Source organism: Melghirimyces thermohalophilus (genome assembly GCF_900102685.1).
GTDB classification, from domain to species: domain Bacteria; phylum Bacillota; class Bacilli; order Thermoactinomycetales; family DSM-45169; genus Melghirimyces; species Melghirimyces thermohalophilus.
This window is the reverse complement of the sequence record NZ_FMZA01000007.1, coordinates 46,999-71,323: the sequence shown is the minus strand read 5'-3', so window position 1 is coordinate 71,323 and position 24,325 is coordinate 46,999. Positions and strand designations below refer to the sequence as shown.

Sequence of the window (24,325 nt, the reverse complement as noted above, 5' to 3'; positions counted from 1 at the left end):
GGATGGAAGACAGAGGACGCTATTTTGACATGTTGGCAGATTACAGCCCGTACCGGCCCATTGACGACATGAAAAAGACAGATGGGTGGACCGATCGGCCCACCTATCAATGTCCTCATAATCTGTTTTGCGTAAACTGCGGCTTTTATGATATGACCATGGTGGCGGAAATCCCTATATAATCGATTATTGGGTCCGTCGCACCCAAAATCCGCCAAGAAAGGTTTTCGGTTCATAGGAGACCAAAAAGGCGTTCGGATCCAACTCCTTAACATAATTGACCAATTCCTTCTGCCGTCTGCGCCGCGTCAATACGGTTAACACCAGACGCTCCCCCGTCAGTCCTTCTCCCACCCATGAAGTGACCCCAAACCCAGCCTCCCTCAGCTGACTTGGGATGTTGGAGTCTTCTTTGCGGGTGATCACCTGGACGGTGACATAGCCCATGGCCATCTTTTCTTCCAAAAGGGACCCGGTATAAATCCCCAGAGCAAACCCCAAGCAGTAAATCACCAAGTTATACCAGACGTCGATATGTTCCAATACCGTGGCCAGACCCAGCATATAGATAAACACCTCAAAAAAGCTGACCGCGGCTGCCAACTTTGCGTGTCCCTTCATCAACACGATCAGGCGGACGGTGGAAAGGGTCACATAGGCGATTTGCACAAAAAAAATAAACAGCGGAACCCACACCACGGCATGCTCCTCCTGTCTCCCATATTTATAAAATCTGCTCAAATCATACAACATGTTACCCTTTAACGAAAAGGAGGATCTTCATCCGGAAGAAACAAAGCGCTCCCAGCGGAACAGCAGGTACTTTCTGAGGGGACCATATTCTGATAACAACAGCTGCTACTAATCGAGAGAATAATTTCTCCAAAGCACCCATAATCATTGGATTGAGGAAAATCTAATGGGGGGATGGGTGATTTATGGATAGGAAACCATCGTCAAGAAACAGAAAAGGAGTTCCCGGAAATAGAAAAGATGAACAGTTGGAGAAGTACCGTCATAAAAATACCGGCACAGGGGAAAAGATGACGGATGATGCCGGATTTAAAATTTCAAATGATCGATGGAGCTTACGAGCAGGGAAGCGCGGTCCCACCTTATTGCAAGATTTTCATTTTTATAGAAAACAGTCACGTTTTAGCCGCGAACGAATACCGGAAAAAGTGGTTCATGCCAGAGGTTTCGGGTTATATGGTGATTTTGAAACCTATAAATCCATGAGACATGTGACCCGTGCACACTTTCTGCAAGAGACCGGGCGCAAAACACCTGTTTTTTGTCGATTTTCTACCTTTATCGGAAGTAAAGGATCGAAGGATACAGCCGTAGATATACGTGGCTTTGCGGTCAAGTTTTATACCCAAGAAGGAAATTACGACATGCTGTCACTTCAATTTCCAGTATTTATTCTGGCAGATGCCATGAAATTTATGGATGTGACGCATGCAGCTAAACCAAGTCCCATCACGGAAGTACCGCAAGCGACAACCGCACACGATAGTTTTTGGGACTATGTCGTCAGCAACCCAGAATCAGCCCATATGGTGATGTGGTTGATGTCTATGCGGGGCCGTCCCAGAAGCTGGCGTATGATGGCAGGCTGGCCGATTAATACGTTCTGGTTTATAAATGAACAGGGTAAAGGAACCTTTGTCAGATTTAAATGGATACCAAAACTTGGTGTACACTCATTGTTACTGGATGAAGCAAATATTATCGGAGGGGTCGATCCAGACTTCCATCGCCGTGATATCATCGAAGCGGTCAAAAAAGGAGCATATCCTGAGTATGAATTAGGTGTGCAATTAATTGCTAAAGAAGATGAGTTTAAGTTTGATTTTGATATTTTAGATGATACAAAGCTTTGGCCAGAAGAAGACGTTCCGGTTGAAATTATCGGCAAATTGACATTAAATCGACTCGTCGATAATTTCTTCGCAGAGGAAGAACAGTCATCGTTTGACCCTGCAACGCTTGTTCCAGGAATTGACTTTACGAATGATCCTGTCCTGCAGGGGAGGGCTTTTGCTTACAGAGATACAGATTACCATCGACTCGGTACAGGAAATATTAATGAAATACCAGTTAACAAGCCGATCGCAGAAGTGAACCATAACAATCGAGACAGCTATTCAAAATATCGAATTGATGTTGATTTCGTAACCTACCATAAAAATTCGTTGGCTGGAAATACACCAGCGGAGACTCCCCCAGAAGAAGGTGGATACGCTCATTATCCTGAGGAAGTTGAAGGACACATTACGAGAGAACGCCCAAGCGATTCTTTCTATGATTACTTTTCACAGGCACGACTTTTTTGGAACAGCTTATCCCCTGTTGAAAAACAAGACCTTGTGGAGACATTCATTTATCACCTTCAATATGTTAAAAGTGAATCGGTTAGACAGCAAAATGTGGATATGTGGGTCAACGTCGATCGAGAGATGGCATGTGTCATTGCCGACAATATTGGGGTGGAGCGTCCAAAAGGTTCAAATGTTCCCGTAACAAAAAGTTCCCCTGCCATTAGCCAGTTAAATACACCGCATTATGCATATACACAAAAAGTTGGGGTGTTAATTGGCAATGATTTTAACGGTGAGGAAGTCAGTCATGTTCTGAATACATTACAGAACTATGGCGTATTTATGGATATAATCAGTGAAAAGCTGGGTACGGTTACAGGGGCCGATGGCACAAACATTAAAGTCAACGAAACATTTACTACAAAATATCCTGTCTTGTATGATTCCCTCTATGTTGTTGGGGGTAGTGCTGTAAATCAAGCGAAATTGAATCAAGACATTAAGTTCTTCATTCAGGAAGCATACAAACATTATAAACCGATTGGTGTGGCCACGACTGGACAGTCTTATATTCAAGCATCAGAAAAAAATAACCTAGCGGGAGTCGTGTTTGCTGAAAATAACCCAAACTTCGGCGAGGACTTTCTCGCTGCAATCGCTCAGCAACGCTTTTGGAATAGAACATGATTTAGAACACTTATACTGTCGAGAAAGTCTCGACAGTCTATTTTTTTGGAACCCTTTACGGACAGTAAGATTAGTCATCTAGGGGTTGGATCCCAATCGAGCGTTAGGTTTTCAAGTACAAGTAGAGGGGGTCGTTTCGGACTCGGGTCAGAGCAATCGCAAGATCTAATCAAAACAGAGGTCGAAAATATCACGACATGTGTGGGGAGAACATAAGGTTGGATCACGGCGCAAAATGTCAAAAAGATGGCCGACCACCTAGTCAAAGTCGACTAGGTGGTCGGCCATCTTTTTGAAATGTCGTGGGCTGGTTTCTTGCCATAAAAAATTGGGTTCTCCAAACACTGAAACACCGGTTCCGGGGTTTAACCTTCTGTATCGGCGGGTCGTTGCTTCGACCTTAACGGGGGGCTTTCGTCGATTTTACCGGTTGCTTCTCCCACATGGCCTCCGCCGAGTCCTTCGTTCACCATCCGGTCGACATCCATCCAGTAGCGACCATTTCCTTCGCCTTCCACATCTTTTCGTTGCGCTTCAGGATGGGTTCGGATGACACGGGTGTCTGTCTTCTTCACCACACCAGAATCACGGCCGGTATGGTCAGCCCCCAATCCTTCATCCACCATCCAGTCAACTTGCTCATGGGTCGAATCCTCTTTTCGCTCCTGGGACACAGCCCACCACCTCCAAAGAGAGATTCCCCCATCCCATGGAGGTAGTAAAAGTGTTCCCGGGAAGGCTCCACATCAAACACTTGGTGGGTCCGGAGGGATTGGATCCACTGAGGTGTCATTATCCGGTTGATCCTGTTATCCGGTGGGTGATCGGTTCCGCCGGAACCCTCCTCCTGTTGAGGTAGCCGGCTTTGTTGCGGCCCAGAATGACCGGGTTACCATGTAAGGCATTGTTACGCCCACCGATATCCCATTGCCCTTGCCCCTTTTACAGCTTCCGATTCATCTTCATCAATTACGTTAAAACCGCCTCCCCTCGTCGGTGGGAGACGGTTGAAATGCAGAATGTTTGCTTGTTAGCATTTCTCCGGCGTACCCTCGTCAGTAGCCGTTTTAAAGGAGGTGCCACAGCCACAGGTGACAATGGCGTTCGGGTTGTGAATGGTAAACCCGCCCCCCATCATCGATTCTTTATAATCGATTTCAAGACCGCGAATCAATTTTTCGCTGTCTTGATCCACCAACACACGGATTCCATGGCGTTCCAGTTCCATATCCTTCTCCGTTTTATTTTCATCAAAACCGAGACTGTAGGTAAAACCGCTGCAGCCCCCGCCTGTCACGCCGACACGCAGATACTGCTTTTCAGGATGCTCCTCATCCTGAAGCATTTCCCGCACTTTGTGGCCGGCTCGCTCGGAAAGATGGATCATGCGAGTTCCCTCCTTTTACAACATGAGCTTCCTTTCTCCTATCCATTATATCGCAAAAAGGGATACAACCAAACCCCGACTCCGCCCGATATCGAATCCGGGTCTATATACGGACAGCAGCCACTTCGCGGATCTTGGATGAGTATCTGGGGATGGTGTATGTCGTCTGGTGATGGGGCTCATCATCCGTTGGATGACTCCAGCGGTTCCATTGGTTGTGGAGCTCGTCCAATTGTTGGCTGATCCGGATCACAGCCGGATGATCGATCCCCAATTCTGTAGCTTTATGCTGCATCCGTGCCCTCAAACGTTCCATCTCTTCTTCCAAAATGCCTCGCCCCACCTGACCCCCCCCTGTTCCACCTGATCCATTCCGATCACTATGGTATCAAAATCATACCACTCCTCCCTCCTACATGAAACGTCTTCCCCCCCCTTTTACTCACAAAATTTTAACGAATTAGTTCTTGAGTAGTAATTTATTGGCTCTTCCTCCGTAAATAATCAGCATACCTTTATTTTGTCATCTGCATCGGTAAAAAGGCTGCTGACAAGTTAATCATCAGCAGCCCAAATTACAACAGGTCCAGCAGGTCGTCCAATTTTTTTTGTTGGTCCTTTATCGTTTTCCGAATATTTTTTAATAACTCTTTTCCGTTTTCCCCGGTGACAATCTCTCCGTCGACCATCGCATAGGGGGTTTCAGCACAAATCTCACAGTTCCCCAGACAGGCCGACTCCAACACATCTACTTCCGGATCTTCTTCCAGTTCATCTTTTATTTCTTCCACATCCGACGTCAGCCGGTTGATGCAAAACTCAACCATCGGTTGCATCGACCTTCACCTCTTTAAACCAGTCGAGCCTGCGGGCATTACTTCTATTGTAACCGTAAATCGCCTGTAACAAAAGAAGCCCTCCTCAAGTGGCACCAGCCGAGGACCATTGTTTCCCCCGGGGAGAAGTGATAAAATATTTTTGTGAAAAATTTGGTTACAATAGCGCCTTTTTCTTATGCTTGATCCAGAATTGAGGAGGTTAGCACTCTTGACCCGTGGCATCGCCATCATCTTGATCATAACCGGCCTTTCCCTGATAGGCTATAACGGGTACCAATGGTGGGATCAGATCAATATTGCCGTCCATGACCCGCAATTGGCCATGTCTATCGCCGATGATTGGGATCAACGGGAAAAGCAGCCATCGGAAGAAAAAGGGATCGATACGGAGTTTAAGCCTGAGAAAGGGGAAAAAATCGGGAAACTGATCATCCCCCGCATCGGAGCGATCCTACCCATTATCTACGGGACGGGTGAAGCGGAATTGGCCAAGGGTGTCGGTCAGTATATCGGTTATGGAACAGTGCTCCCCGGGGAAACCGGCCACTCTGTGCTGGCGGGACACCGAGAGACCACCTTTCGCCGAGCCGGTGAGCTGAAAAAGGGTGACAAACTGTACGTTAAAATGAACGGCTACACCCATACGTACCAGATTCGCAAAACCTTCATCGTGGATAAAGATGATCGCACCGTCATCGTCCCCCACGATCAACCCGACATGTCATTGATCACCTGTTACCCCTTCAACATGGTGGGCAGTGCCCCCCAACGTTATATTATCCGAGCCGATCTGACCCACAGCGAAAAAAGCTGATGACGAAAACAGGTTCCCCGGTTCGTTGCCGGGGAACCTGTTTTCATCTATCATTATGCACCCCTTTAAACAGCTGGTGTAAGCCCCAAATCCTCCAATTTCCGTCGGATATCCTTTAAGCGAGGATTCCCTTCGCCCACGATCTCACCGTCGATCACAACCACAGGATACCACAGGTCCTCCTCAATCACCCGGCGGGAAAAAGCGGCTTCCTCTTCTCCCTCAGGATGATGGATATCCACATACCGGACGGTCACCCGACTGCCGTATTTTCTGCTCAGAGCCGCCTCCAGCCAGGTCGCCGTTTCCCGAGTGGAAGGGAGATTGACACAACTAGCGCACAGAGTTTCCGCACCGTAAACCAAGACAACCGCTTGATTCATTCGCCTCACTCCTTCCTGTTTGTGGTTAACGAAGCGCTTGTTCCAAGTCCTCCTGTAGGTCTCTCACATCCTCCACACCGACCGAAATACGAATCAAGCCGTCGGTAATCCCCAATTCACGCCTCCGTTCCGGTGGAATCGACGCATGGGTCATACGGGCCGGGACGGAAATCAGGCTTTCCACCGCGCCCAGACTCTCAGCCAGGATGAAATACCGGGTCCGGGACAACACCCGTTCTGCACGCTCCCCACTTCCCACATCAAAGGAAAACATGCCACCATAACCCCGAGCCTGACGGGAAGCGATATGATGTCCGGGATGTTGGTCCAAACCCGGATAAAAAATGTTTTCGATATCGGAACGGGATTGAAGCCATTGGACCAGCTTGCGAGTGCTGGCTTCATGCTGCCTCATCCGCAGTCCCAAGGTTTTGATCCCTCGGATCAAGAGCCAGGAATCATGGGGCGGTAGCACACCTCCAATGGAATTTTGCAGAAAATGAAGCCGTTCCCCCAGCTCGGCATCCTTCACCGCAATCAGACCGGCCACCACATCGCTGTGGCCGCCCAAATACTTGGTGGCACTGTGAACCACGATATCCGCCCCCAGCTCCAGGGGGTTCTGCCAGTAGGGGGTTAGAAAGGTATTGTCCACGATCAACAGCAGGTTTCGCTCCCGGCAGATATTCGCCAACTTCTGAATGTCGGTTACCTTCAACAGCGGATTGCTGGGCGTTTCCATGTACACAGCTTTCGTTTCAGGACGAATCGCCGCGGCCACTTCTTCCGGACGGCTGGTATCCACAAAGGAAGATCGGATCCCCAGGCGGTTAAACACCCCGCTCATCACCCGGTACGTGCCGCCGTAGATGTCATCCCCAACCACTAGATGGTCGCCCTGGTCAAACAGGGAGAAGATGGTGGAGATCGCCGCCATTCCCGAGGAGAAAGCGAAGCCGCGAGTGCCCAGTTCCAACTCAGCGATCAGCTTTTCTAGGGCTTCCCGCGTCGGGTTGCCCGTTCGTGAATATTCATAACCCCGGTGTTGTCCGACCGCATCCTGTTTATAGGTAGATACCTGGTAGATAGGTACATTGACGGCGCCAGTCTGTTCGTCGCCAAAGACACCACCGTGAATCAGTTTCGTGTCGATCCGCATGTTTACTCTCCCTCTCCATAAATATTCTGACTCAAATATCGATCGCTGCCGTCGGGAAAAACAACCACGATCCGGGTGCCGTGCGAAGCCTGTTTTGCCTCTTCCAACGCAGCGTAAAAGGCTGCCCCCGATGAACTGGCCGCCAACATGCCTTCCCGCCGGGCCAACTCCTTCACCATCTGGAAGGCTTCTTGATCGGGAACCGTGTGGATGGCATCAAAGTAAGAAGCATCCATATACTCGGGCAAAAACTCCATACCGATGCCTTCCGTCCGATGGGGCCCCGGTTCCCCTCCCCCGAGGATGGAACCTTCCGGTTCCACGATCACTGTCCGGATCTTTTGATTCTTCTCCTTTAAATAACGGGCGCAACCCATAAACGTACCGCCGGAGCCAGAACCGGCCACAAAAACATCCACCTGGCCATCCATCTGCTGCCAGATTTCAGGCCCAGTCGTATCATAATGCGCCTGGGGGTTGGCCGGGTGGCCAAACTGCTGGGGACACCAGGCACCGTCGATATCACGGACCAGCTCTTTGGCTTTGGCGATGGCCCCCTTCATGCCCTCCTCGGTCGGGGTGTTGACCACCTTCGCCCCCAAAGCCCGCATCAGCTGTTGCTTTTCAGTGGAAAACTTTTCAGGAACTACGAAAATCACCTGATAATCCGTTCCCACCGCAGCCATCGCGAGGCCGATTCCGGTATTGCCCGCTGTCGGCTCAATGATTGTTCCACCAGGTGCCAGATCGCCGCTCTCCTCACCAGCCTGGATCAAGGCGAGGCCTAATCGGTCCTTCACACTTCCACCGGGGTTCATATATTCCAACTTGGCGTAAATTTCTACCCCCTCCGGCAGAAAAAAGTGCTTCACCCGAACGATTGGCGTCCAGCCCACCAGCTCTTTGATATCCTGATAAACCTGCCTCATCGCCAGACCTCTCTTTAATATTTCCTTTTGGTATGTTATCTCCTTTATCTTACCATTTTCGTTCTACTACGGAAAGCTGCACCGATGATTGCCGGAAGAATTCGGGAAGGGGCAACTCACCCGAGACAGATACGGTGATATCTTATATAATAAAGGTGATATCCCGTTGATACCTCCGATTGATCAAACAGCGAAAAACATCTAAAATAACCGATTAAGAACGGGCGTTCAAGAAGTTTGCCCCTTTTGAAAGGAGCATGCCAGAATGAATGAACAAGTTCAGGAAGTCCTGGATAAGTTGCGTCCCTTTATTCAGCAAGACGGAGGCGACGTCCAACTCGTGGATGTGGAAGACGGTGTGGTAAAAGTGCGTCTGTTAGGTGCTTGCGGCAGCTGCCCCAGCTCCACCATCACCTTGAAAGCTGGCATTGAGCGAGCCTTGATGGAAGAAGTGCCCGGAGTGACGGAAGTGGAGCAAGTTCTCTAACCGAATATCCGGATATAGACCGCCTCTAAGAAAATCGGCGGTCTTTTTTTATTGCCATACACATTTTGGATCAGGTATGATGAGTGAAAAGTCTAAATATTATGGAGGGGATGATTATCTCCACGCAATTGAACCCCCTCAGGAAAACCCCGCCACAATCGATTACCAGCCGGTTGAAGCAGGTGGGACCCGGGGTGATCCTGGCTGCTACCGGAGTAGGCGTCGGAGATCTGGTCGCCGCTCTCGTAGCAGGCACCTTGTACGGACATGTGTTTGTATGGGCGGTTATCATCGGAGCTCTGATCAAATTCTGTCTCAATGAAGGCATCGGACGCTGGACCCTGGCCTCGGGACAAACCATTCTTCAAGGGTGGAGACAGCTAGGCAGCTGGGCGACCGGTTATTTCGGAGTCTATGTGCTGATCTGGGGATTGATTTACGGAGCCGCTGTCACTTCCACCACTGCTTTGGCCACGACGGCTATGTTTCCGGGAACTCCCTTGTGGGCTTGGGCTGTCTTTCACGGTCTACTCGGCTTTCTCTTGATCTGGACCGGTCGATACCGTTTTTTTGAAAAAGTGATGATGGGCTTGGTTGGGGTGATGTTTATCACTGTTATCGGATCCGCCGCCTTGATTGCCCCCAACCTGGCCACTCTCTCCCTGGGACTGATCCCCCGTGTCCCTGATGGCTCCCTCTTTTACGCACTGGGCCTGATCGGAGGGGTGGGTGGTACGATCACCATGGCTTCTTATGGATATTGGCTGCGGGAAAAAGGATGGAATCGGGTGGGCTGGGTTCCAATGATGCGCTTGGACACCACCGTAGCATATACCATGACGGGCCTTTTCACCCTGGCCTTGTTGGTGATCGGAGCGGAGATCCTGTACGGGACTGGAATCGTGCTCAAAGGGGATCAAGGGCTGATTTCCCTGGCGCAGCTGCTTGGAGAAGAACTGGGGCAACCTGTGCGTTGGCTGTTTTTGATCGGTTTTTGGTCCGCCTCCTTCACCTCCCTGTTGGGGGTGTGGAATGGGGTACCCTACCTTTTCTCCGACTTTGTCCGTACCATCAGAAACATCCCGGCAGAAGAAGCGGCTCCTTACCTTTCCGATCGAAGTCCTTATTACCGCGGATATTTAGCCTGGCTCACCTTCCCTCCTATGCTGCTTCTGTTTTTGGAAAAACCCTTTGCCCTGGTCATCGCTTATGGGGCCTTAGGCGCCTTGTTCATGCCCTTTTTAGCCCTCACACTCCTCTGGCTGCTCAATTCCGACCAGGTGGCATCAGTCTACCGCAACGGCTGGATGGCCAACGTCACACTGGCTGCCAGCATCCTCTTGTTCGCAGTGCTGGCCATCCAGGAGCTGGCTGCATTCTTCCAATAAACAAATCCCCCCTGAACCTCGAGAGCTTCAGGGGGTTTTTGCGTTCAATTGGATTGATTTTTGTTCGCTTCTTCTTTTTTAATGGATTCTTCTTGGTAGAGATGGCAGGAAACCCAGTGCATCGGGCGGACTTCCTGCCACGTAGGCACTTCCTGAGCACAGATATCCATCGCCTTGGGACAACGAGTGCGGAAACGACAACCGCTGGGCGGGTTGATCGGACTGGGGACATCCCCTTTCAGAATGATCCGTTCCCGTTTGCCCTCCATGTCAGGATCGGGAATCGGCACCGCTGACAACAGCGCTTCCGTATAGGGGTGTAACGGGTTGTCATACAGCTCCTGACTGTCCGCCAGCTCCACCAGGTTTCCCAGATACATGACACCGATCCGGTCGCTAATATATTTCACCATGGACAGATCGTGGGCGATAAACAGATAAGTTAATCCTTTTTCGCGCTGCAACTTTTTCATCAGGTTGACCACCTGGGCCTGAATCGAGACGTCCAGTGCGGAAATCGGTTCGTCGGCGATGATAAAGTCTGGATCGACTGCCAACGCCCGGGCAATCCCGATCCGTTGCCGTTGTCCTCCGCTAAATTCGTGGGGGAAGCGATCGGCGTGCTCTTCATTGAGACCAACTGTTTTCAACAGCTCAACCACCCGACGACGCCGTTTTTCCCCCTTGGCCAGGCCGTGAATATCCAATCCTTCGGCGATGATATCTGCTACCGTCATCCGGGGATTGAGGGAGGCATACGGATCTTGAAAAATCATCTGCATCTCCCGATTAAAATCCTTCCGACTTTTCCCCTTTAGATCCTTGGTGCTCTGCCCTTTAAAGCGAATCTCGCCGTCGGTCGCCTCATACAGGTTGATGATCGTCCGGCCGATGGTCGATTTTCCGCAACCGGATTCTCCCACCAGACCCAAGGTCTCCCCTTTATACACATCGAAACTGATATTGTCCACTGCTTGAACCACTTGATTGCGGCCCATGTTAAAGTGCTTTTTAACCTTTTTCACTTCCAAAATCTTTTCTACTTTCGGTTCGGCTACGCTCATTTTGAACCCCCTCCTGCCACTTCAGCTGGCGGCTCCACCGCGGGTGCCATCGGGTGCTCCAGCCAACAGTTCACCTGGTGGGTGCTGCTTTCCTCCACTGAGGTGGATTCCGGCATCTGTTGCTGGCAGATCTTCATCGCGTGCTTACACCTGGCGGCAAAGGGGCAACCCTGTGGCGGGGACAACAGATCCGGCGGCGTCCCCAAGATGGGATTTAATCTTTTCTCCCGGGTTAGATCCAGCCTCGGCATCGAGCCCATCAGACCCCAGGTGTAGGGATGGCGAGGGCGATAGAAGATCTCCTCCACGGTGCCCGATTCGATCACCTTACCGGCGTACATGACGACGACCCGATCCGCGACATCGGCCACCACACCTAAATCATGGGTGATCAAGATCGTGGAGGTTTGCAACTTCTCCTTCAGCTCATTCATCAGATCGAGGATCTGTGCCTGAATGGTCACGTCAAGGGCCGTGGTCGGTTCGTCGGCGATCAGCAGTTTCGGACGGCAGGCCAAGGCGATGGCGATCATCGCCCGCTGACGCATCCCCCCGCTGAACTGATGAGGATACTGATTGATCCGAGTCTCCGGGCTGGGGATCCCCACCAGACGCAGCATCTCCAGGGCCCGCTCTTTAGCCTCGTGTTTCTCCGCATGTTGGTGCTTGATCAGGCCTTCCATAATCTGCTTGCCGACAGTCAACGTCGGATTGAGTGAAGTCATCGGGTCCTGGAAGATCATGGCCATTTCCTTACCGCGGATGTCCTCCATCTCTTTCTCCGAAACCTGAGTTAAATCCTTCCCCTCAAACAGAACTTCGCCCGATTTTATCCAACCCGGCGGTTCCGGAATCAAGCGCATGATGCTCTGGGAGGTGACACTTTTGCCGCAGCCGGATTCACCGACGATGGCAAGGGTTTCCCCTTTATTGACGTCAAAATTGACGCCGCGCACCGCCTGCACTTCACCGTTATACGTTTTAAAAGAAACCTTCAGATCCCGCACTTCCAGTACTTTTTCTTTATCCATACCGTCCCCTCCCTTCGTTATTTCCTCATTTTCGGATCCAGGGCATCTCGCAGTCCATCACCCAACAAGTTGAAGCTCAACATCAATAGGGAGAGTACGGTGGCCGGGAAAAACGTTTGATAAGGGAAAATCTGCAACACGCCGTACCCCTCGTTGATCAGGACACCTAGGCTGGCTTCCGGCGGACGGAGTCCCAATCCGATAAACCCGAGGAAGGCTTCAAAGAAGATCGCGTTGGGGATGGTAAACATCAGGGTGATAATCACCGGCCCCATCACGTTGGGCAGCATGTGCTTGGTCAGCATCCGGCGCGTGTTGGCCCCTAAGGTGCGCGCGGCCAGGACATACTCCTGAGACTTCATCTGCAACATCTGTGCCCGCACGATCCGGGCCATATTGACCCACCCGGTCAAAGCGATGGCCAGGGCGATGGGAAAGATCCCCGGCTCCAACCAGATCAAAAGCAAAATGATGACAATCAGGTTGGGGATTCCCACCAGCACCTCGATGATCCGCTGCATCCAGTCATCCACTTTACCGCCGAAATAACCGGATATCGCCCCGTAGATCACTCCGATCGTCAGATCGATCGCCGCCGCGATCAGGGCGATCAACAGGGAAATCCCGGCCCCGTACCAGGTCCGCGTCCACAGATCTCGACCCAGGTTATCCGTTCCAAACCAGTGGGTTCCCTCGATTTTGTCGAAGGGAGAGATGTTTTGGGCGGTAAAATCTTGTTGACGGAAGTTAAATTCGTTCATCCCCGGGCCGAACACGGCCATCAACCCGATCACCACAATCAGAATCAGTCCGATAACCGCTCCCCGGTTGCGCAGGAAACGGCGCCGCACATCCGCCCAGTAGGAGAGCCGCTTCTTCGCCACCGTTTCCCCCGCTTCCGTATCGATTTCCGCCGGTTCAAACAAATCCGGGGACAACTCCTTCATATTCATCGCCATCGTATCACCTCACTCCTTCGGGCTTGTGAGCCGGATCCGCGGATCGACGACCCCGTACAAAATATCCACGATAAAAATGCTGAGGACCAGTAGGAAGCTATAAAACATGGTCACACCCATAATCATGGTGTAGTCGTTGGTCATAATGGAGTCCACAAACATCCAGCCCATCCCCGGGATGTTAAAAATCTGCTCCACCACCAGGGAACCGGTCAACAGCGCCACCGTCAGCGGACCCAAAATGGTGATCGCCGGAATCAAGGCGTTTCGTAGCCCGTGCCGGAAGATCACGGTCTTTCGGTTCAAACCTTTGGCCCGAGCCGTCTTCATATAATCCTGGCCGAGCACTTCCAGCATCTCCGTACGCACATAGCGGGTGATCTGAGCGATCACCAAAAAGGAGAGCGAGAGGGAGGGCAAAATACTGTGGGCGAAAGTTCCCCAGCCTGCTGTAGGCAAAACACCCCAAACAACACCGACATAATAGGAAAAGAGTGCGGCAAGGGTAAAGCTGGGAACGGCATAGCCCAACACGGACAAAACGGTAGACCCGTTATCCACCCAACTGCCCCGGCGGAGCGCCGACACCGTTCCAAGGGCGACACCGACCAAAACACCAAAAATCATCGCCTGCAATCCCAGCTGGGCCGAGGCGGGAAAGCCCTCCATGATCATGGCAGTAATGCTGCGCCCGTCATATTTAAAGGAATTTCCCAAGTCTCCTTGTACCAGATCTCCGAGAAACTTGACATATTGAACCGGCAGAGGGTCATTTAAGCCGTACTGCTCCAGGATCTGCTCCCTCAGCTCAGGAGGGATCCGATCTTCATTCTCCAAAGGGGAACCCGGCAGGCTGTGCATGAGAAAAAAAGTACCGGTAGCGATCACCCACAGTGTGATCACCATATAGATCAGCCGCTTGATCACAAAGCGCCCCATGGTTTCTCTCCCCTTTCCAAGCTAAATCAATCTTTTTTAAATTAGCGCACAGAAGGTATATGACCCGACCGGGCATATACCTTCTGTGCTCTTTTAAAGGCTGATGACACCTTGTTGCCTCTTCCCGTCACTCTTTTCCTTCGATGTACGCCTCTTTAAAGCTGTAATCCGCACCAAAGGGATGACGCCATACATTTTTGACATAGGGCTTTTGCAGCTGCAGGCGGGCACGGTGATATAAGGGCGCAACCCCCTGATCATCCATCAGAATTTTTTCCGCTTCGACCAGTTGCTCCGCCCGTTCTTTAAAGTCCGGGTTGCTCTGTGCTTTTTCGATCAGTTCATCATACTTTTTGTTGCTCCAGTCGCCGCGGTTAAAGCCGCCGCCGGTCATCCACATGTCCATAAAGGTCATCGGATCGTTGTAGTCAGCCCCCCAACCGGCGTAGGACAGCTGGAAGTCACCGTTGCTTTCCCGCTCTAACTTCTGTTTAAACGGCAGGATCTGGATCTGTACATCCACACCCAACACCTTTTTAAACTGCTCTTTCATGTACTCTTGCTCCGGTTTGGCCGTGTCGGTATCATAGCCGAGCAGTTCGATCTTCGGGGCTTTTTCGATCCCCTCTTCCTTCATTCCTTCCTGCAACAGCTCCTTCGCCTTTTCCGGATCATACTTCAGATGCTCACCGGAGAGATCGCGGAAACTCTTCCCATCCACTTCCACGTTGGGCGGAACAAGGCCCTTGGCCGGATCCCCGATCTTAGAGATCTTGTCGGTGATGATGCTGCGATCGATCGCCATGGAGAAGGCCTTGCGGATTTTCTCATTGGAGAAGAACTTCTCATTGGTGTTGAACTGGAGGTAGAAGGTGGTCGTTTCATGGAACGTCACGGTGTCTTCATGATCCTTGTACTTGTCCACAAAGCCGGCGCTCAGATTGACGAAATCGGACTTGCCGGTGTTGTAGTAGTTGACCCCGGTCGAGGTTTCCTTGGTGATTTTAAAGTTGATCGTATCCAGCTTGACGTTTTCCTTGTCCCAGTATTTGTCATTTTTCTTCAATTGGAAACTCTTGTTGTGTTTCCAATCGGACATGACAAAGGGACCGTTGTAAAGCATTTTGTCCGGATCTTGGGCATAATCGCCGCCGTACTTCTCCACGATATCTTCCCGCTGCGGGAGGTAGGTGGCGAAGCTGGTCATCATCAGGAAGTACGGAATCGGATCTTTCAATTCCACCTTGAGGGTTTTATCATCGACGGCCTTCACGCCGACATCCTCGGCATCACCTTTGTCCTCGTTGTACGCCTGAGCCCCTTTGATCGGATACAAGATGTAAGCATATTCCGACTTGGTTTTCGGATTGAGCGCCCGTTTCCAGGCGTATTCAAAATCGTGGGCCGTCACGGGTTTGCCGTCGGACCACTTGGCGTCGCGAAGTGTGAAGGTGTAAGTCTTCTTATCGTCGCTGATCTTCACATCTTTGGCCATAGCGGGTTCCGGTTGATTCTCTTTATTCAGACGATAAAGCCCTTCCCGCACGTTGTTAAGAATGTTGAAAGAGACCACATCAGTGGAGATGGAACTGTCCAGCCCCGGCGGTTCCTGACTCTCCAACCAATTGAGCACCTGCTTGTCCCCTGCTCCAGCCCCTTGCTTGACGCCACCACAGCCGGCTAACACTGTGCTGGCAGCCAGTAAGAAAGCTAGAGCCAATCTCCATCTCTTTCCCATTCAGGTTCCCCCCTTGAGGTATTCTCTTTATCTTTGTTATGGTCCAGAGGACCGATAACACGAAGCAACATATTATTTCGAGAGACCTCTCCAACTTCTGTCTATTCCGTGACCGGAAATTGAACCTTCTATGAATGTATCAGAAATCATCTGACTCTTGCCACCGTTCGTCTGGAATGGAAAAAGGGCTCAAGGTTCTCACAATTTCGTTTAGTGAAACCGATTATTTCTATAATAACCATAAACCTTACAGAAATCAAAGAAGAATATACCTGGAAAATAACGGATCCCAACTGTCTATCCAAGAAATACAAGCATTTTAAAAAGGCACCTGCAAGAATGCAGGTGCCTCACTTTTTTCCGGATCCTATTATTGATCTTCTTTCCCGTCCAAGTACGCCCATTTCAGACTGATCTCGGCGCCCACCGGATGACGGACAAGATCTTTTACATACTTTTTCTGGAGGAAAACCTTGCCGGCATAATACAGAGGGGCGATCGGCACTTCATCATGAAGGATTTTTTCCGCTTCTACCAGCTGTTTCGCTCGCTTTTTATAATCGCTGTTTTTCTTCGCCTTCTCGATCAGCTCATCGTAATCCTTGTTGCTCCAATCCCCACGGTTGAAGGGGTTGTCGCTCAGGAACATATCCAGATAGCTCATCGGGTCGTTATAATCGGCCATCCAACCGGCGAAGGTCATCTCAAACTCCCCGTTGCTCTCCCGATCCAATTTTTGTTCAAAGGGTTGCGGGTCAATTTTAATATCCAGACCGAGGTTGGTTTTCAACTGTTCCTTGATCACCACCGCCGCCTCTTTCCGGTGGTCTTCATAACTTAACAATGTCAGATCGGAGGGCGGTTCGCTAACACCAAGCTCTTTCATTCCTTTTTTAAACAGCCGTTTCGCCTCAGCGGGATTGTATTGATGGCCATCACCCACCTGTTTGCGGAAATTTTCGTTGTCGCTGTTCATGATCGTCGGCGGAACCAGTCCGTAAGCTGCTTTGGAACCGTTGCTCAGGGCTTTGATCAAGGGTTCCCGGTCGATGGCATAGCTGACCGCTTTACGAATGTTTTCATTAGAGAAAAATTCGCTGTCTGTATTAAACTGAATGTATTGCACAGCGGATCCGGTCACCGGGAGATATTCCGGAACCTTTCGAAAGGCTTGCGCCAAGGCGGAATTCAGCTCAGCCACATCCACTTTCTCTGTATTGTACAGGTTTACTCCGGTGGAGTTATCTTTCACGATATGGAGATGGACTGTCTCAAGCCGCACGCTGTTCCGGTCCCAGTAGGTGTCACTCTTCTGCAAGGTTAAACGCTGCTCGTGTTTCCACTCTTCCAGATTGAAAGGACCGTTGTAGACCATTTTGTCCGGATCACTGGCGTATTGTTTCCCATGCTTTTCCACGATATCTTTACGCTGGGGCATATACGTGGCAAAGGCGGTCATACTGAGAAAATAGGGGATCGGCCCGTTTAATTCCACCTTGAGCGTCTTGTCGTCAACCGCTTCCACACCTACTTCCTCAGCTGAAGCTTCTCCCTTGTTATAAGCCTCGGCGTTTTTAATCGGGAAAAGAATATGGGCATATTCTCCTTTGGTTTCGGGTTTGAGCGCTCGTTTCCAGGCATATTCAAAATCATGGGCAGTCACCGGCTTGCCGTCACTCCATTTGGCATCCCGCAGATGGAAAGTGTAGGTGGTTTTATCTTCGGATATATCCACACTACTGGCGATCGCCGGCTGGGGTCGGTTGTCCTGATCGAGACGGTACAAGCCTTCCATCACATTGTTCAGCACATTGAAAGATGTGACATCCGTGCTATCCGCGCTATCCAAGGTGGGAGGTTCCGCCCGGAAGGTCATATTCAAGACCTGCTTCTCATCGGCTGTAGGTCCGCCGGCAGCACCGCCAGGGTTGGTCAGCCCCCCGCAGGCAGTCATCAAGAGACTCACCACAGTCACCAGAGCTGTCAGCGTAACCAAACGCTTCCTCGCCAACGTCCTTACCTCCTTAAGATCAAATCGAAAAAACCCGCTCCCTTGAAATAAGTCCCCACATGACGAGCTAAACCTTGTCCAATTATAAATGAATTCTTCATTTTGGAAAAGAGTTGCGGAAAAATAGCAAAATTTGATTTTCGTTCTGTTCTGCTATACTTTGATCATCGACGGAATGATAGAAAGGAGACAGACGCCATGTGGGGAAACCGACTGGTGTGGACCGTGATTCTGACTCTGATCAGCGCGCTCGGCTGTTGGATCTACGCAGGGGGGCATTTGGTTCAGACCATCAATGGGCTGTTTATGACAGGATTGGTCCTGTTGATGGTTGCCGGCATTTTTTATGTGATCAACGCGGGATTCTTTGATGCTTTTCTTCGAGGTTTTCAATATTTGAAGAAAAAGTCGGATGTCGCCTTTGAAGATCCTTTGGACGGATCGGGGAGCGAGGGTGCTGAGCAACGGAGACATCAGATCCGCAGCTGGGTAGGCGTCCTCTGCCTCAGTGTCGGATTGATAGACACCGCTCTCTCCTTCCTCCTCCTCACCTTGATGTAAATCAAGCCCCCCTCCAAGCCATTACTCTTTGGAGGGGGGCTTCCTATCTACTTGGATTCCATCCGAATCCAGCCGTTGGCTTCCACGATTTGAAGGTATTTGACCAAACGCGGCAGCACGGGATCCGCCTCTTCGCCGAAGGTTTCGCTCAGCAAATCAGCCAGTTCCTCCACGGTTCGCTTCCCTTGGCAGCGACATAGAACAAAACTGCCTAACCGATCCAATTTCACCTTGAGTTCGGCTGGCTGTTTCAAATACCGGACCGACAGCCGCTCCAGCCAGCTGTCCCGGGGAACCAGGATTTGGTATAGAGGGATGCCGCCATCCTCCCTTCCCAAGGGTTCCAACCGGTAGCGTTCCTTCAACACCGGTTTCATCTGCAACAGATTTTCCCGTTTTTTATTCCGTAGCACAGTGAATCTCCCTTCGCTCACCCAAAGTACGGGGATTGGATGGCAAGTTCATTAGCGGGGGACCGTTTCCGAAAGAGGACTTTGCATCTCACCACAACACGGAATGCCTGGTTGAAGCCCAAAGCAGATGAAGCCAATCGAAGCAGCGGTGAAGCGAAATGCAAAGACAGCTTGACCCCTGCCTGACAGAACGTTCGCTTCTTCATCAACTAGCTAAAAATGCTCTTCGCTTTCATCAAAGATCCGCTTTGGCCCGACGGGAAACCATCCAGAGCGTTACGGTCACCACCGTGAAGACGGCCAATGAGACCCAACTGCTGTCCATTATCACCGGCGCATCTCCGTTCGTCACACCTATGAAAATCAGAGCTGCGATGATCACCCCGACGAGAGATTCACCGGCGATCAGACCAGAGGCAAACAGCGTCCCGGTACTTTGACGCGCCTTGCGCAAAGCATCTTCCTTGGTGAAGGTGTCGATCAACCAGCGGATCACTCCCCCGATCATCACTGGCGCAGTGATGTGTATGGGAAGATAAAGTCCCACCGCCACCACCAGGGAATTCAATCCGAGAAATTCAAACACGATAGCCGTCGCAGCCCCGAAGAAAATCAAATCCCAGGGCAAATTCCCTGCCATCAGTCCCTCGATGATAATTTTCATCAAGACCCCCTTCGGTGCAGGCAGTTCTCTGGAACCCATACCAAAGGAAGCATCCAGCACCACCAGGACAAATCCGATCAATAGTCCGGATGCGACAACACCGATCATCATCGCCACCTGCTGCTTCCACGGTGTTCCGCCAACGAGGTAACCGGTTTTCAGATCTTGAGAGATATCACCGGCCACAGCCAAGGCGGTACATACGATGGCACCTACAGTGAGAGCGGCGATCATCCCCGCCTCCCCGGTCATGCCGGTCCATTTGAAAAGAACAGTCACGATCAGGATCGTCGCGATGGTCATCCCCGACACCGGGGAAGAAGAACTGCCGACGATACCTACGATCCGGGAAGCAACGGCGACGAATAGGAAACCGAACACCGCGATGGCAACAGCACCGATCATGCCAACATTGGTCAAGGGAGCGAAGGCGATCAAAAGGACAATCGCCAGGGTCCCTAGCAACACCCATTTAAAGGGGATATCGCGATCGGTTCGCTCCAATCCTGCCGCCAACCGCCCGTTGCGCAGGCCATCGGCGGTATCCATGATGGATCTCACCAAGGTGGGTAACGTTTTAAGCAGCGTGATCAAGCCGGCCACGGCCACTGCACCGGCACCAATATAGGTAATGTAGCCATCCCAGATACCCCAGGCATCCAGCTGAGAGATGGGCTTTTCCGCTGGAAAGATGGACTGATCCGTCCCAGCACCAAAAAACCCAATCATGGGAATAAAGACGATCCAGGCCAGCAGGCCGCCGGCGATCATCTGGCCGGCGATACGAGGTCCGATGATATACCCAACCCCGAGCAGGGAGGGCAGAATATCCATGCCGACCACGGCATTTTTAAATTTGCCGATCCCGGTTTCCACTTCCGTTTTAAACAGCATCCAACCGTCTCCGAGGGCTTTCACCAGCCCGCCCATAAGAAATCCGGAAAAGACGAGGCGGGCATTGCGACCGCCAGTTTCACCGGATTTCAATACCTCGGCACAGGCTGTTCCCTCCGGATAGGGCAAGGTATGATGTTCCTTGACGACCAAGAGGCGTCGCAGGGGCACCATCATGAACACACCCAGAAAGCCACCGGTCAGCACAATAAAGGCGATCATCGCCTGACTCGGCTGAAGATCCCACAGGAACAGCGCCGGCAGGGTAAACACCGCACCGGCACCAATCGCCTCACCGGCGGTCGTCATCGTCTGTACGATGTTATTTTCCAGGATGGACTCCCTGCGGAAAATCCCCCGCAAGATCGCCATCGAAATCACCGCCGCCGGAATGGATGCGGTCACCGTCAGCCCCACCTTGAGGCCGAGGTACGCGTTGGCAGCTCCAAAGACCACAGCCAGTACAATCCCCAGCAATACGGCCAGCGCCGTCATCTCCGGCAAGGATTTCGATGCGGAAACATAGGGGACAAACCCTGTCGATGATCGATTCTCTTCCTTGCTCATTTTATACCCCTTCTTCTACAAAATTTTCCATAAAATATAAAACCATAACAACACTAATTATGATACCATGGTTGTCAAATAACGAAACATTACCAAGTTCTCGCGATGCTGCTTCAGTTGCGAACGGCATAAACGAAAAACGACGGCGATCCACTCTGGACCGCCGTCGTTTTTTACTTTAAACGAAGGACTGGAATGCGCAAGCGATCTGTTTTTTCCACCGGACGGAAACGGACCGCTATCCAAATGTCTGAGATGGAAACCCGCTCGACTGGACTCAAGCCGGCCTCTCTCATCACCTTCCAGTTTTTCTCTCCTTTGATATCTGTTGTAACCCCGGAGGTTTTTTTGGGATAGGTCACCCAAAAGAGCCCGTCATGTTTGAGCACCCGGATCGCCCGGGGAACCCACCGGTTGATATCGTCCAAGCTCTTGACAAAAACCTGGACAAAATCGGCCATTCCTTCGCCGGCGTCAGAGATATATTTCGCTCCCTCAGGCAGAGGCCTCAGCCGTTCGCGGTATGTTTCGGGTTCATTCATGATAAGGAGGCTTTGTCCTTCTTTGATGTTCAGTTTACTGGCCAGGTTCACGGGTCCCACCTCCGTATAGAAAGTCAGGGTATATTGTAGACCATTTTGCCGTGCAGAAACACCCGTTATTTTCATCATTCAGGGTTCCCATATCTTGCCCATTTTACAGACTGTATGTCTTCGGAGATGGCGTGAGAGATTATAGGTGAATTTTCCCGTGAAAGGATGCTGATCATGCAACCATCCTTCTGGTCCTTGGTACCTTTTTTGCTCGTGATCCCCATGGCGATGCTCACGCGTCAGGTTTTGCCTGGACTGGTCGTCGGCCTGATCGCGGGCGCATACATGATGATCCCCGATCCGCTGGGCGGATTGGAAGCGGCCATCGATTATCTTTTGCGGGAATTGGCCTCTCCGGACAATCTGCGACTGCTCGTCTTTTTATACGGATTCGGCTCCTTTGTCGGATTGGTTCGGGTGACCGGCGGGGTGTCCGGGTTTGCCCGCTGGATGAACCGAACGGTTCGCTCGGCGCGGGGAGCATTCGGCTTGACCTGGCTTTCCTCGGCCGGTACCTTTATGGCTCCGGACTTCCGCATCATCACCATCGGCCCAGTGATGAAAAAAGTGTTTCAACGCTTCAACGTTCCCACCTGGAAAGTGGCCTTTGTGATCGACGCCACTTCTACCCCTTTGATCGCCTTGATCCCTATCGGCACCGCATTTGTGGGTTATATGGTCGGCTTGATCAACGATTCCGCCGGCCACCAGGGCTTGCCGATGCCCGCCTATAAGCTGCTACTGGCCAGCCTTCCTTTTAACTTTTTTTCGATCCTGATGTTGATCTATGCCTTGTATCGCAGCTTTTTCACCGGAAAGGTGGAAGCGGATGACGCCGATAAAAACGATTGCCCTCCCGGTATCCGGACTCCCTTCCGCACCTCCCCCCAGGTGGCGTATCTGGAAGAGGCTTGCAAACCGGACCGGCAGAAGAGAAAGGCGAAGGAGAAGAGCTCCGGGGACGGGAGTGAACACGAAGCGGACAGTGATTTTCCCGATCCGGTGGAAAAAGTGTCCGAATCAGCCACCCCCCGTGCCATCCATCTGATCCTGCCGATTCTCGTGCTGGTGGGCCTCACCTTTCTCTTCACTTGGCTGGACGGGATCCAACATGCCTCCAGCCCGCTCGGGGCCTTGGCTGAAGCGGACGCCTCTAAGGCCATGCTTTGGGCCGTCTTGGTCACCTTGGTACTCTCCATCATTTGGTACCGCCTGCGGGGCCAGCCCTTGCAACGGCTGCTGTTCGGGTTTCTCCAGGGTGGAAACGAAATGATGGGGGTCAATGTCCTGCTCGCCCTGGTTTGGGCGTTAACCGCCGTGTCCGAGGACTTGGGGTTTATCCAATACACCAAACAATTGATCGGCGATTCCATCCCCCCACTGTGGGTGGCTCCCATCATTTTTTTGTTGGGCTGCCTCATTTCCTATGTGATCGGATCCTCCTTCGGCGCCTGGGCCATCCTGATGCCCTTGGGATTTTCCATCGCTTCCGGGACGGAGACTCCCCTCCCGCTGGTGGCAGGTGCCGTTTTTGCCAGCGGAAGTTTCGGTGGTTTTGCCTCGCCATTGAGTGACAACACTGTCGCGATGGCAACGATGATGAAGCTACCCTTGATGAAATATGCACACCGGAAACTGAAAGCCTCCGTCTTCGTCGTCATCGCCAGCGCCGTGCTTTACGCCGTGGCCGGCTGGCTTTTGGGAAGTTAAAAAGCTGCGAGTCGCGGCTTTTTACAAGAAGACGGGTAATTCCCGGTCGATTCGGATGTTATTCCAGTCCAGCCGACAGATATATGCTTTCATGTCTACCCCATGTAGCCGCGCCCTTCTCAGCTTCTCACCAAAAACTGGATCGATGCGGTCATGGGGCTGAAAGCGATGGACAAAATCCATAAAGACGACAAAGACAATCGTTGCCCGGTATCCTTCTTCTGTCGCGCGGATCAGTTCATCCACATGTTTTTGACCGCGCTGGGTGGGGGCGTCGGGAAACATGGCCACCCCTTTCTCTTCATAAGTGACACATTTCACTTCTACCAATGTCGACGGCCTCCCGTCGACCTGAAAATCGACCCGGCTGTCGCCGAACCGCACTTCGCGCCTCAACTCCCCATCGACCCAGTCGATCTCTCCCGACCGGGCCGCCTCTTCAAACACCCGGTTCGCCAGGGCGGAATGGATACAGATCCAGTGACCTTTTTTGTTGACGAACTTCAAGCTGTACCGATGCTTTCGATTCGGGTTATCGGACTTTTCCAGCCAAACCGGCGTACCGGGAAACAACATCTCATCCATCCGCCCTGTATTGGGGACGTGAACGAGCTCCTTTCGCCCCTCCACCTCAACGATCGCCTGGAACCGGTTGGGACGCTCTAAAAACCGCCCCTCAACCGGTGACCCCTGCATACGAATGGTCATTCATCTCACTTTCCTCTATTGACTGACAACAAATGTTCACAAATACTAACATACCACGGTCGACCCGCCGTCGTCC

General features: G+C 51.5%; 24 protein-coding genes. 6 read left to right on the top strand and 18 right to left on the bottom strand.

Annotation, left to right across the window (positions count from 1 at the left end):
* Nucleotides 1–186 precede the first annotated feature (186 nt).
* Nucleotides 187–699, bottom strand: coding sequence for a DUF2179 domain-containing protein (locus BLP91_RS06630; RefSeq protein ID WP_245662163.1), 513 nt, complete (start codon nucleotides 697–699; stop codon nucleotides 187–189).
* Nucleotides 700–938: 239 nt separating this feature from the next.
* Here BLP91_RS06630 and BLP91_RS06625 point away from each other — a divergent pair, with 239 nt between their 5' ends.
* The gene (locus BLP91_RS06625) at nucleotides 939–3,011 is read left to right on the top strand and encodes a catalase (RefSeq protein WP_091568008.1); all 2,073 of its coding nucleotides are present in this window, start codon (nucleotides 939–941) and stop codon (nucleotides 3,009–3,011) included.
* A 365-nt stretch (nucleotides 3,012–3,376) separates the two neighbouring features.
* On the opposite strand, the gene BLP91_RS17060 is transcribed toward BLP91_RS06625, so the two are convergent.
* The 4 genes from BLP91_RS17060 to BLP91_RS06605 all read right to left on the bottom strand — a co-directional run bounded on the left by BLP91_RS17060 (nucleotide 3,377) and on the right by BLP91_RS06605 (nucleotide 5,234).
* Nucleotides 3,377–3,685 (bottom strand): hypothetical protein, encoded by a 309-nt coding sequence (locus BLP91_RS17060; RefSeq protein WP_091568005.1) that lies wholly within the window; start codon nucleotides 3,683–3,685, stop codon nucleotides 3,377–3,379.
* 356 nt (nucleotides 3,686–4,041) lie between these two features.
* Complete coding sequence (locus BLP91_RS06615) at nucleotides 4,042–4,398, bottom strand: HesB/IscA family protein (RefSeq protein ID WP_091568003.1); 357 nt, start codon at nucleotides 4,396–4,398, stop codon at nucleotides 4,042–4,044.
* A gap of 103 nt (nucleotides 4,399–4,501) precedes the next feature.
* The gene (locus tag BLP91_RS06610) at nucleotides 4,502–4,741 is read right to left on the bottom strand and encodes an aspartyl-phosphate phosphatase Spo0E family protein (RefSeq protein ID WP_091568000.1); all 240 of its coding nucleotides are present in this window, start codon (nucleotides 4,739–4,741) and stop codon (nucleotides 4,502–4,504) included.
* Nucleotides 4,742–4,973: 232 nt separating this feature from the next.
* Nucleotides 4,974–5,234 (bottom strand): DUF1450 domain-containing protein, encoded by a 261-nt coding sequence (locus BLP91_RS06605; RefSeq protein WP_091567997.1) that lies wholly within the window; start codon nucleotides 5,232–5,234, stop codon nucleotides 4,974–4,976.
* Between the two features lie 211 nt (nucleotides 5,235–5,445).
* Between BLP91_RS06605 and BLP91_RS06600 the strand changes: the two genes are divergently transcribed.
* A complete protein-coding gene (locus BLP91_RS06600) occupies nucleotides 5,446–6,051 on the top strand; it encodes a class D sortase (RefSeq protein ID WP_176757874.1) in 606 nt (201 codons plus the stop codon).
* 65 nt (nucleotides 6,052–6,116) lie between these two features.
* Here the strand turns inward: BLP91_RS06600 and BLP91_RS06595 are convergent, their stop codons facing one another.
* From BLP91_RS06595 to BLP91_RS06585, 3 genes are read right to left on the bottom strand one after another with little or no spacing between them, the layout of a single operon-like run.
* Nucleotides 6,117–6,434, bottom strand: coding sequence for a YuzD family protein (locus BLP91_RS06595; RefSeq protein WP_091567992.1), 318 nt, complete (start codon nucleotides 6,432–6,434; stop codon nucleotides 6,117–6,119).
* Between the two features lie 25 nt (nucleotides 6,435–6,459).
* On the bottom strand, nucleotides 6,460–7,593 hold the full coding sequence (locus BLP91_RS06590) for a bifunctional cystathionine gamma-lyase/homocysteine desulfhydrase (RefSeq protein WP_091567989.1): 1,134 nt from the start codon (nucleotides 7,591–7,593) through the stop codon (nucleotides 6,460–6,462).
* Between the two features lie 2 nt (nucleotides 7,594–7,595).
* On the bottom strand, nucleotides 7,596–8,522 hold the full coding sequence (locus BLP91_RS06585) for a PLP-dependent cysteine synthase family protein (RefSeq protein ID WP_091567987.1): 927 nt from the start codon (nucleotides 8,520–8,522) through the stop codon (nucleotides 7,596–7,598).
* A 265-nt stretch (nucleotides 8,523–8,787) separates the two neighbouring features.
* On the opposite strand from BLP91_RS06585, the gene BLP91_RS06580 reads away from it, so the two are divergent.
* Entirely contained in the window at nucleotides 8,788–9,009 is a 222-nt protein-coding gene (locus tag BLP91_RS06580; protein ID WP_091567984.1) for a NifU family protein, read from the top strand.
* A 110-nt stretch (nucleotides 9,010–9,119) separates the two neighbouring features.
* Complete coding sequence (locus tag BLP91_RS06575; protein WP_091568273.1) at nucleotides 9,120–10,397, top strand: Nramp family divalent metal transporter; 1,278 nt, start codon at nucleotides 9,120–9,122, stop codon at nucleotides 10,395–10,397.
* 44 nt (nucleotides 10,398–10,441) lie between these two features.
* Here the strand turns inward: BLP91_RS06575 and BLP91_RS06570 are convergent, their stop codons facing one another.
* The 6 genes from BLP91_RS06570 to BLP91_RS06545 form a co-directional block, all read right to left on the bottom strand.
* The gene (locus tag BLP91_RS06570) at nucleotides 10,442–11,461 is read right to left on the bottom strand and encodes an ABC transporter ATP-binding protein (protein ID WP_091567982.1); all 1,020 of its coding nucleotides are present in this window, start codon (nucleotides 11,459–11,461) and stop codon (nucleotides 10,442–10,444) included.
* The gene (locus BLP91_RS06565) at nucleotides 11,458–12,492 is read right to left on the bottom strand and encodes an ABC transporter ATP-binding protein (RefSeq protein ID WP_091567979.1); all 1,035 of its coding nucleotides are present in this window, start codon (nucleotides 12,490–12,492) and stop codon (nucleotides 11,458–11,460) included. Before BLP91_RS06565 ends, BLP91_RS06570 begins: the two co-directional genes overlap by 4 nt.
* Before the next feature lie 17 nt (nucleotides 12,493–12,509).
* Entirely contained in the window at nucleotides 12,510–13,451 is a 942-nt protein-coding gene (locus BLP91_RS06560; protein WP_143003486.1) for an ABC transporter permease, read from the bottom strand.
* Nucleotides 13,452–13,460: 9 nt separating this feature from the next.
* Nucleotides 13,461–14,390: an ABC transporter permease gene (locus tag BLP91_RS06555; RefSeq protein WP_091567976.1), complete on the bottom strand. Its 930-nt coding sequence runs from the start codon at nucleotides 14,388–14,390 to the stop codon at nucleotides 13,461–13,463.
* Nucleotides 14,391–14,517: 127 nt separating this feature from the next.
* Entirely contained in the window at nucleotides 14,518–16,128 is a 1,611-nt protein-coding gene (locus tag BLP91_RS06550) for a peptide ABC transporter substrate-binding protein (RefSeq protein WP_091567973.1), read from the bottom strand.
* Nucleotides 16,129–16,498: 370 nt separating this feature from the next.
* Entirely contained in the window at nucleotides 16,499–18,139 is a 1,641-nt protein-coding gene (locus tag BLP91_RS06545; RefSeq protein WP_245662162.1) for a peptide ABC transporter substrate-binding protein, read from the bottom strand.
* A 198-nt stretch (nucleotides 18,140–18,337) separates the two neighbouring features.
* Between BLP91_RS06545 and BLP91_RS06540 the strand changes: the two genes are divergently transcribed.
* Nucleotides 18,338–18,700, top strand: coding sequence for a DUF3899 domain-containing protein (locus BLP91_RS06540; protein ID WP_091567971.1), 363 nt, complete (start codon nucleotides 18,338–18,340; stop codon nucleotides 18,698–18,700).
* Nucleotides 18,701–18,747: 47 nt separating this feature from the next.
* Here the strand turns inward: BLP91_RS06540 and BLP91_RS06535 are convergent, their stop codons facing one another.
* The 3 genes from BLP91_RS06535 to BLP91_RS06525 form a co-directional block, all read right to left on the bottom strand.
* Nucleotides 18,748–19,113, bottom strand: a complete 366-nt coding sequence (locus BLP91_RS06535; protein ID WP_245662161.1) for a PqqD family protein — start codon at nucleotides 19,111–19,113, stop codon at nucleotides 18,748–18,750.
* Between the two features lie 235 nt (nucleotides 19,114–19,348).
* Entirely contained in the window at nucleotides 19,349–21,238 is a 1,890-nt protein-coding gene (locus tag BLP91_RS06530) for an OPT family oligopeptide transporter (RefSeq protein WP_091567968.1), read from the bottom strand.
* 173 nt (nucleotides 21,239–21,411) lie between these two features.
* Nucleotides 21,412–21,831 carry a hypothetical protein gene (locus tag BLP91_RS06525; protein WP_091567966.1) on the bottom strand — a complete coding sequence of 140 codons (420 nt, stop codon included), beginning with the start codon at nucleotides 21,829–21,831 and terminating at the stop codon, nucleotides 21,412–21,414.
* Between the two features lie 174 nt (nucleotides 21,832–22,005).
* On the opposite strand from BLP91_RS06525, the gene BLP91_RS06520 reads away from it, so the two are divergent.
* On the top strand, nucleotides 22,006–23,541 hold the full coding sequence (locus BLP91_RS06520) for a Na+/H+ antiporter NhaC family protein (protein WP_091567964.1): 1,536 nt from the start codon (nucleotides 22,006–22,008) through the stop codon (nucleotides 23,539–23,541).
* A 21-nt stretch (nucleotides 23,542–23,562) separates the two neighbouring features.
* Here BLP91_RS06520 and sfsA read toward each other — a convergent pair whose 3' ends face one another.
* Nucleotides 23,563–24,249 (bottom strand): DNA/RNA nuclease SfsA, encoded by a 687-nt coding sequence (gene sfsA, locus BLP91_RS06515; RefSeq protein WP_091567962.1) that lies wholly within the window; start codon nucleotides 24,247–24,249, stop codon nucleotides 23,563–23,565.
* Nucleotides 24,250–24,325: the final 76 nt, after the last annotated feature.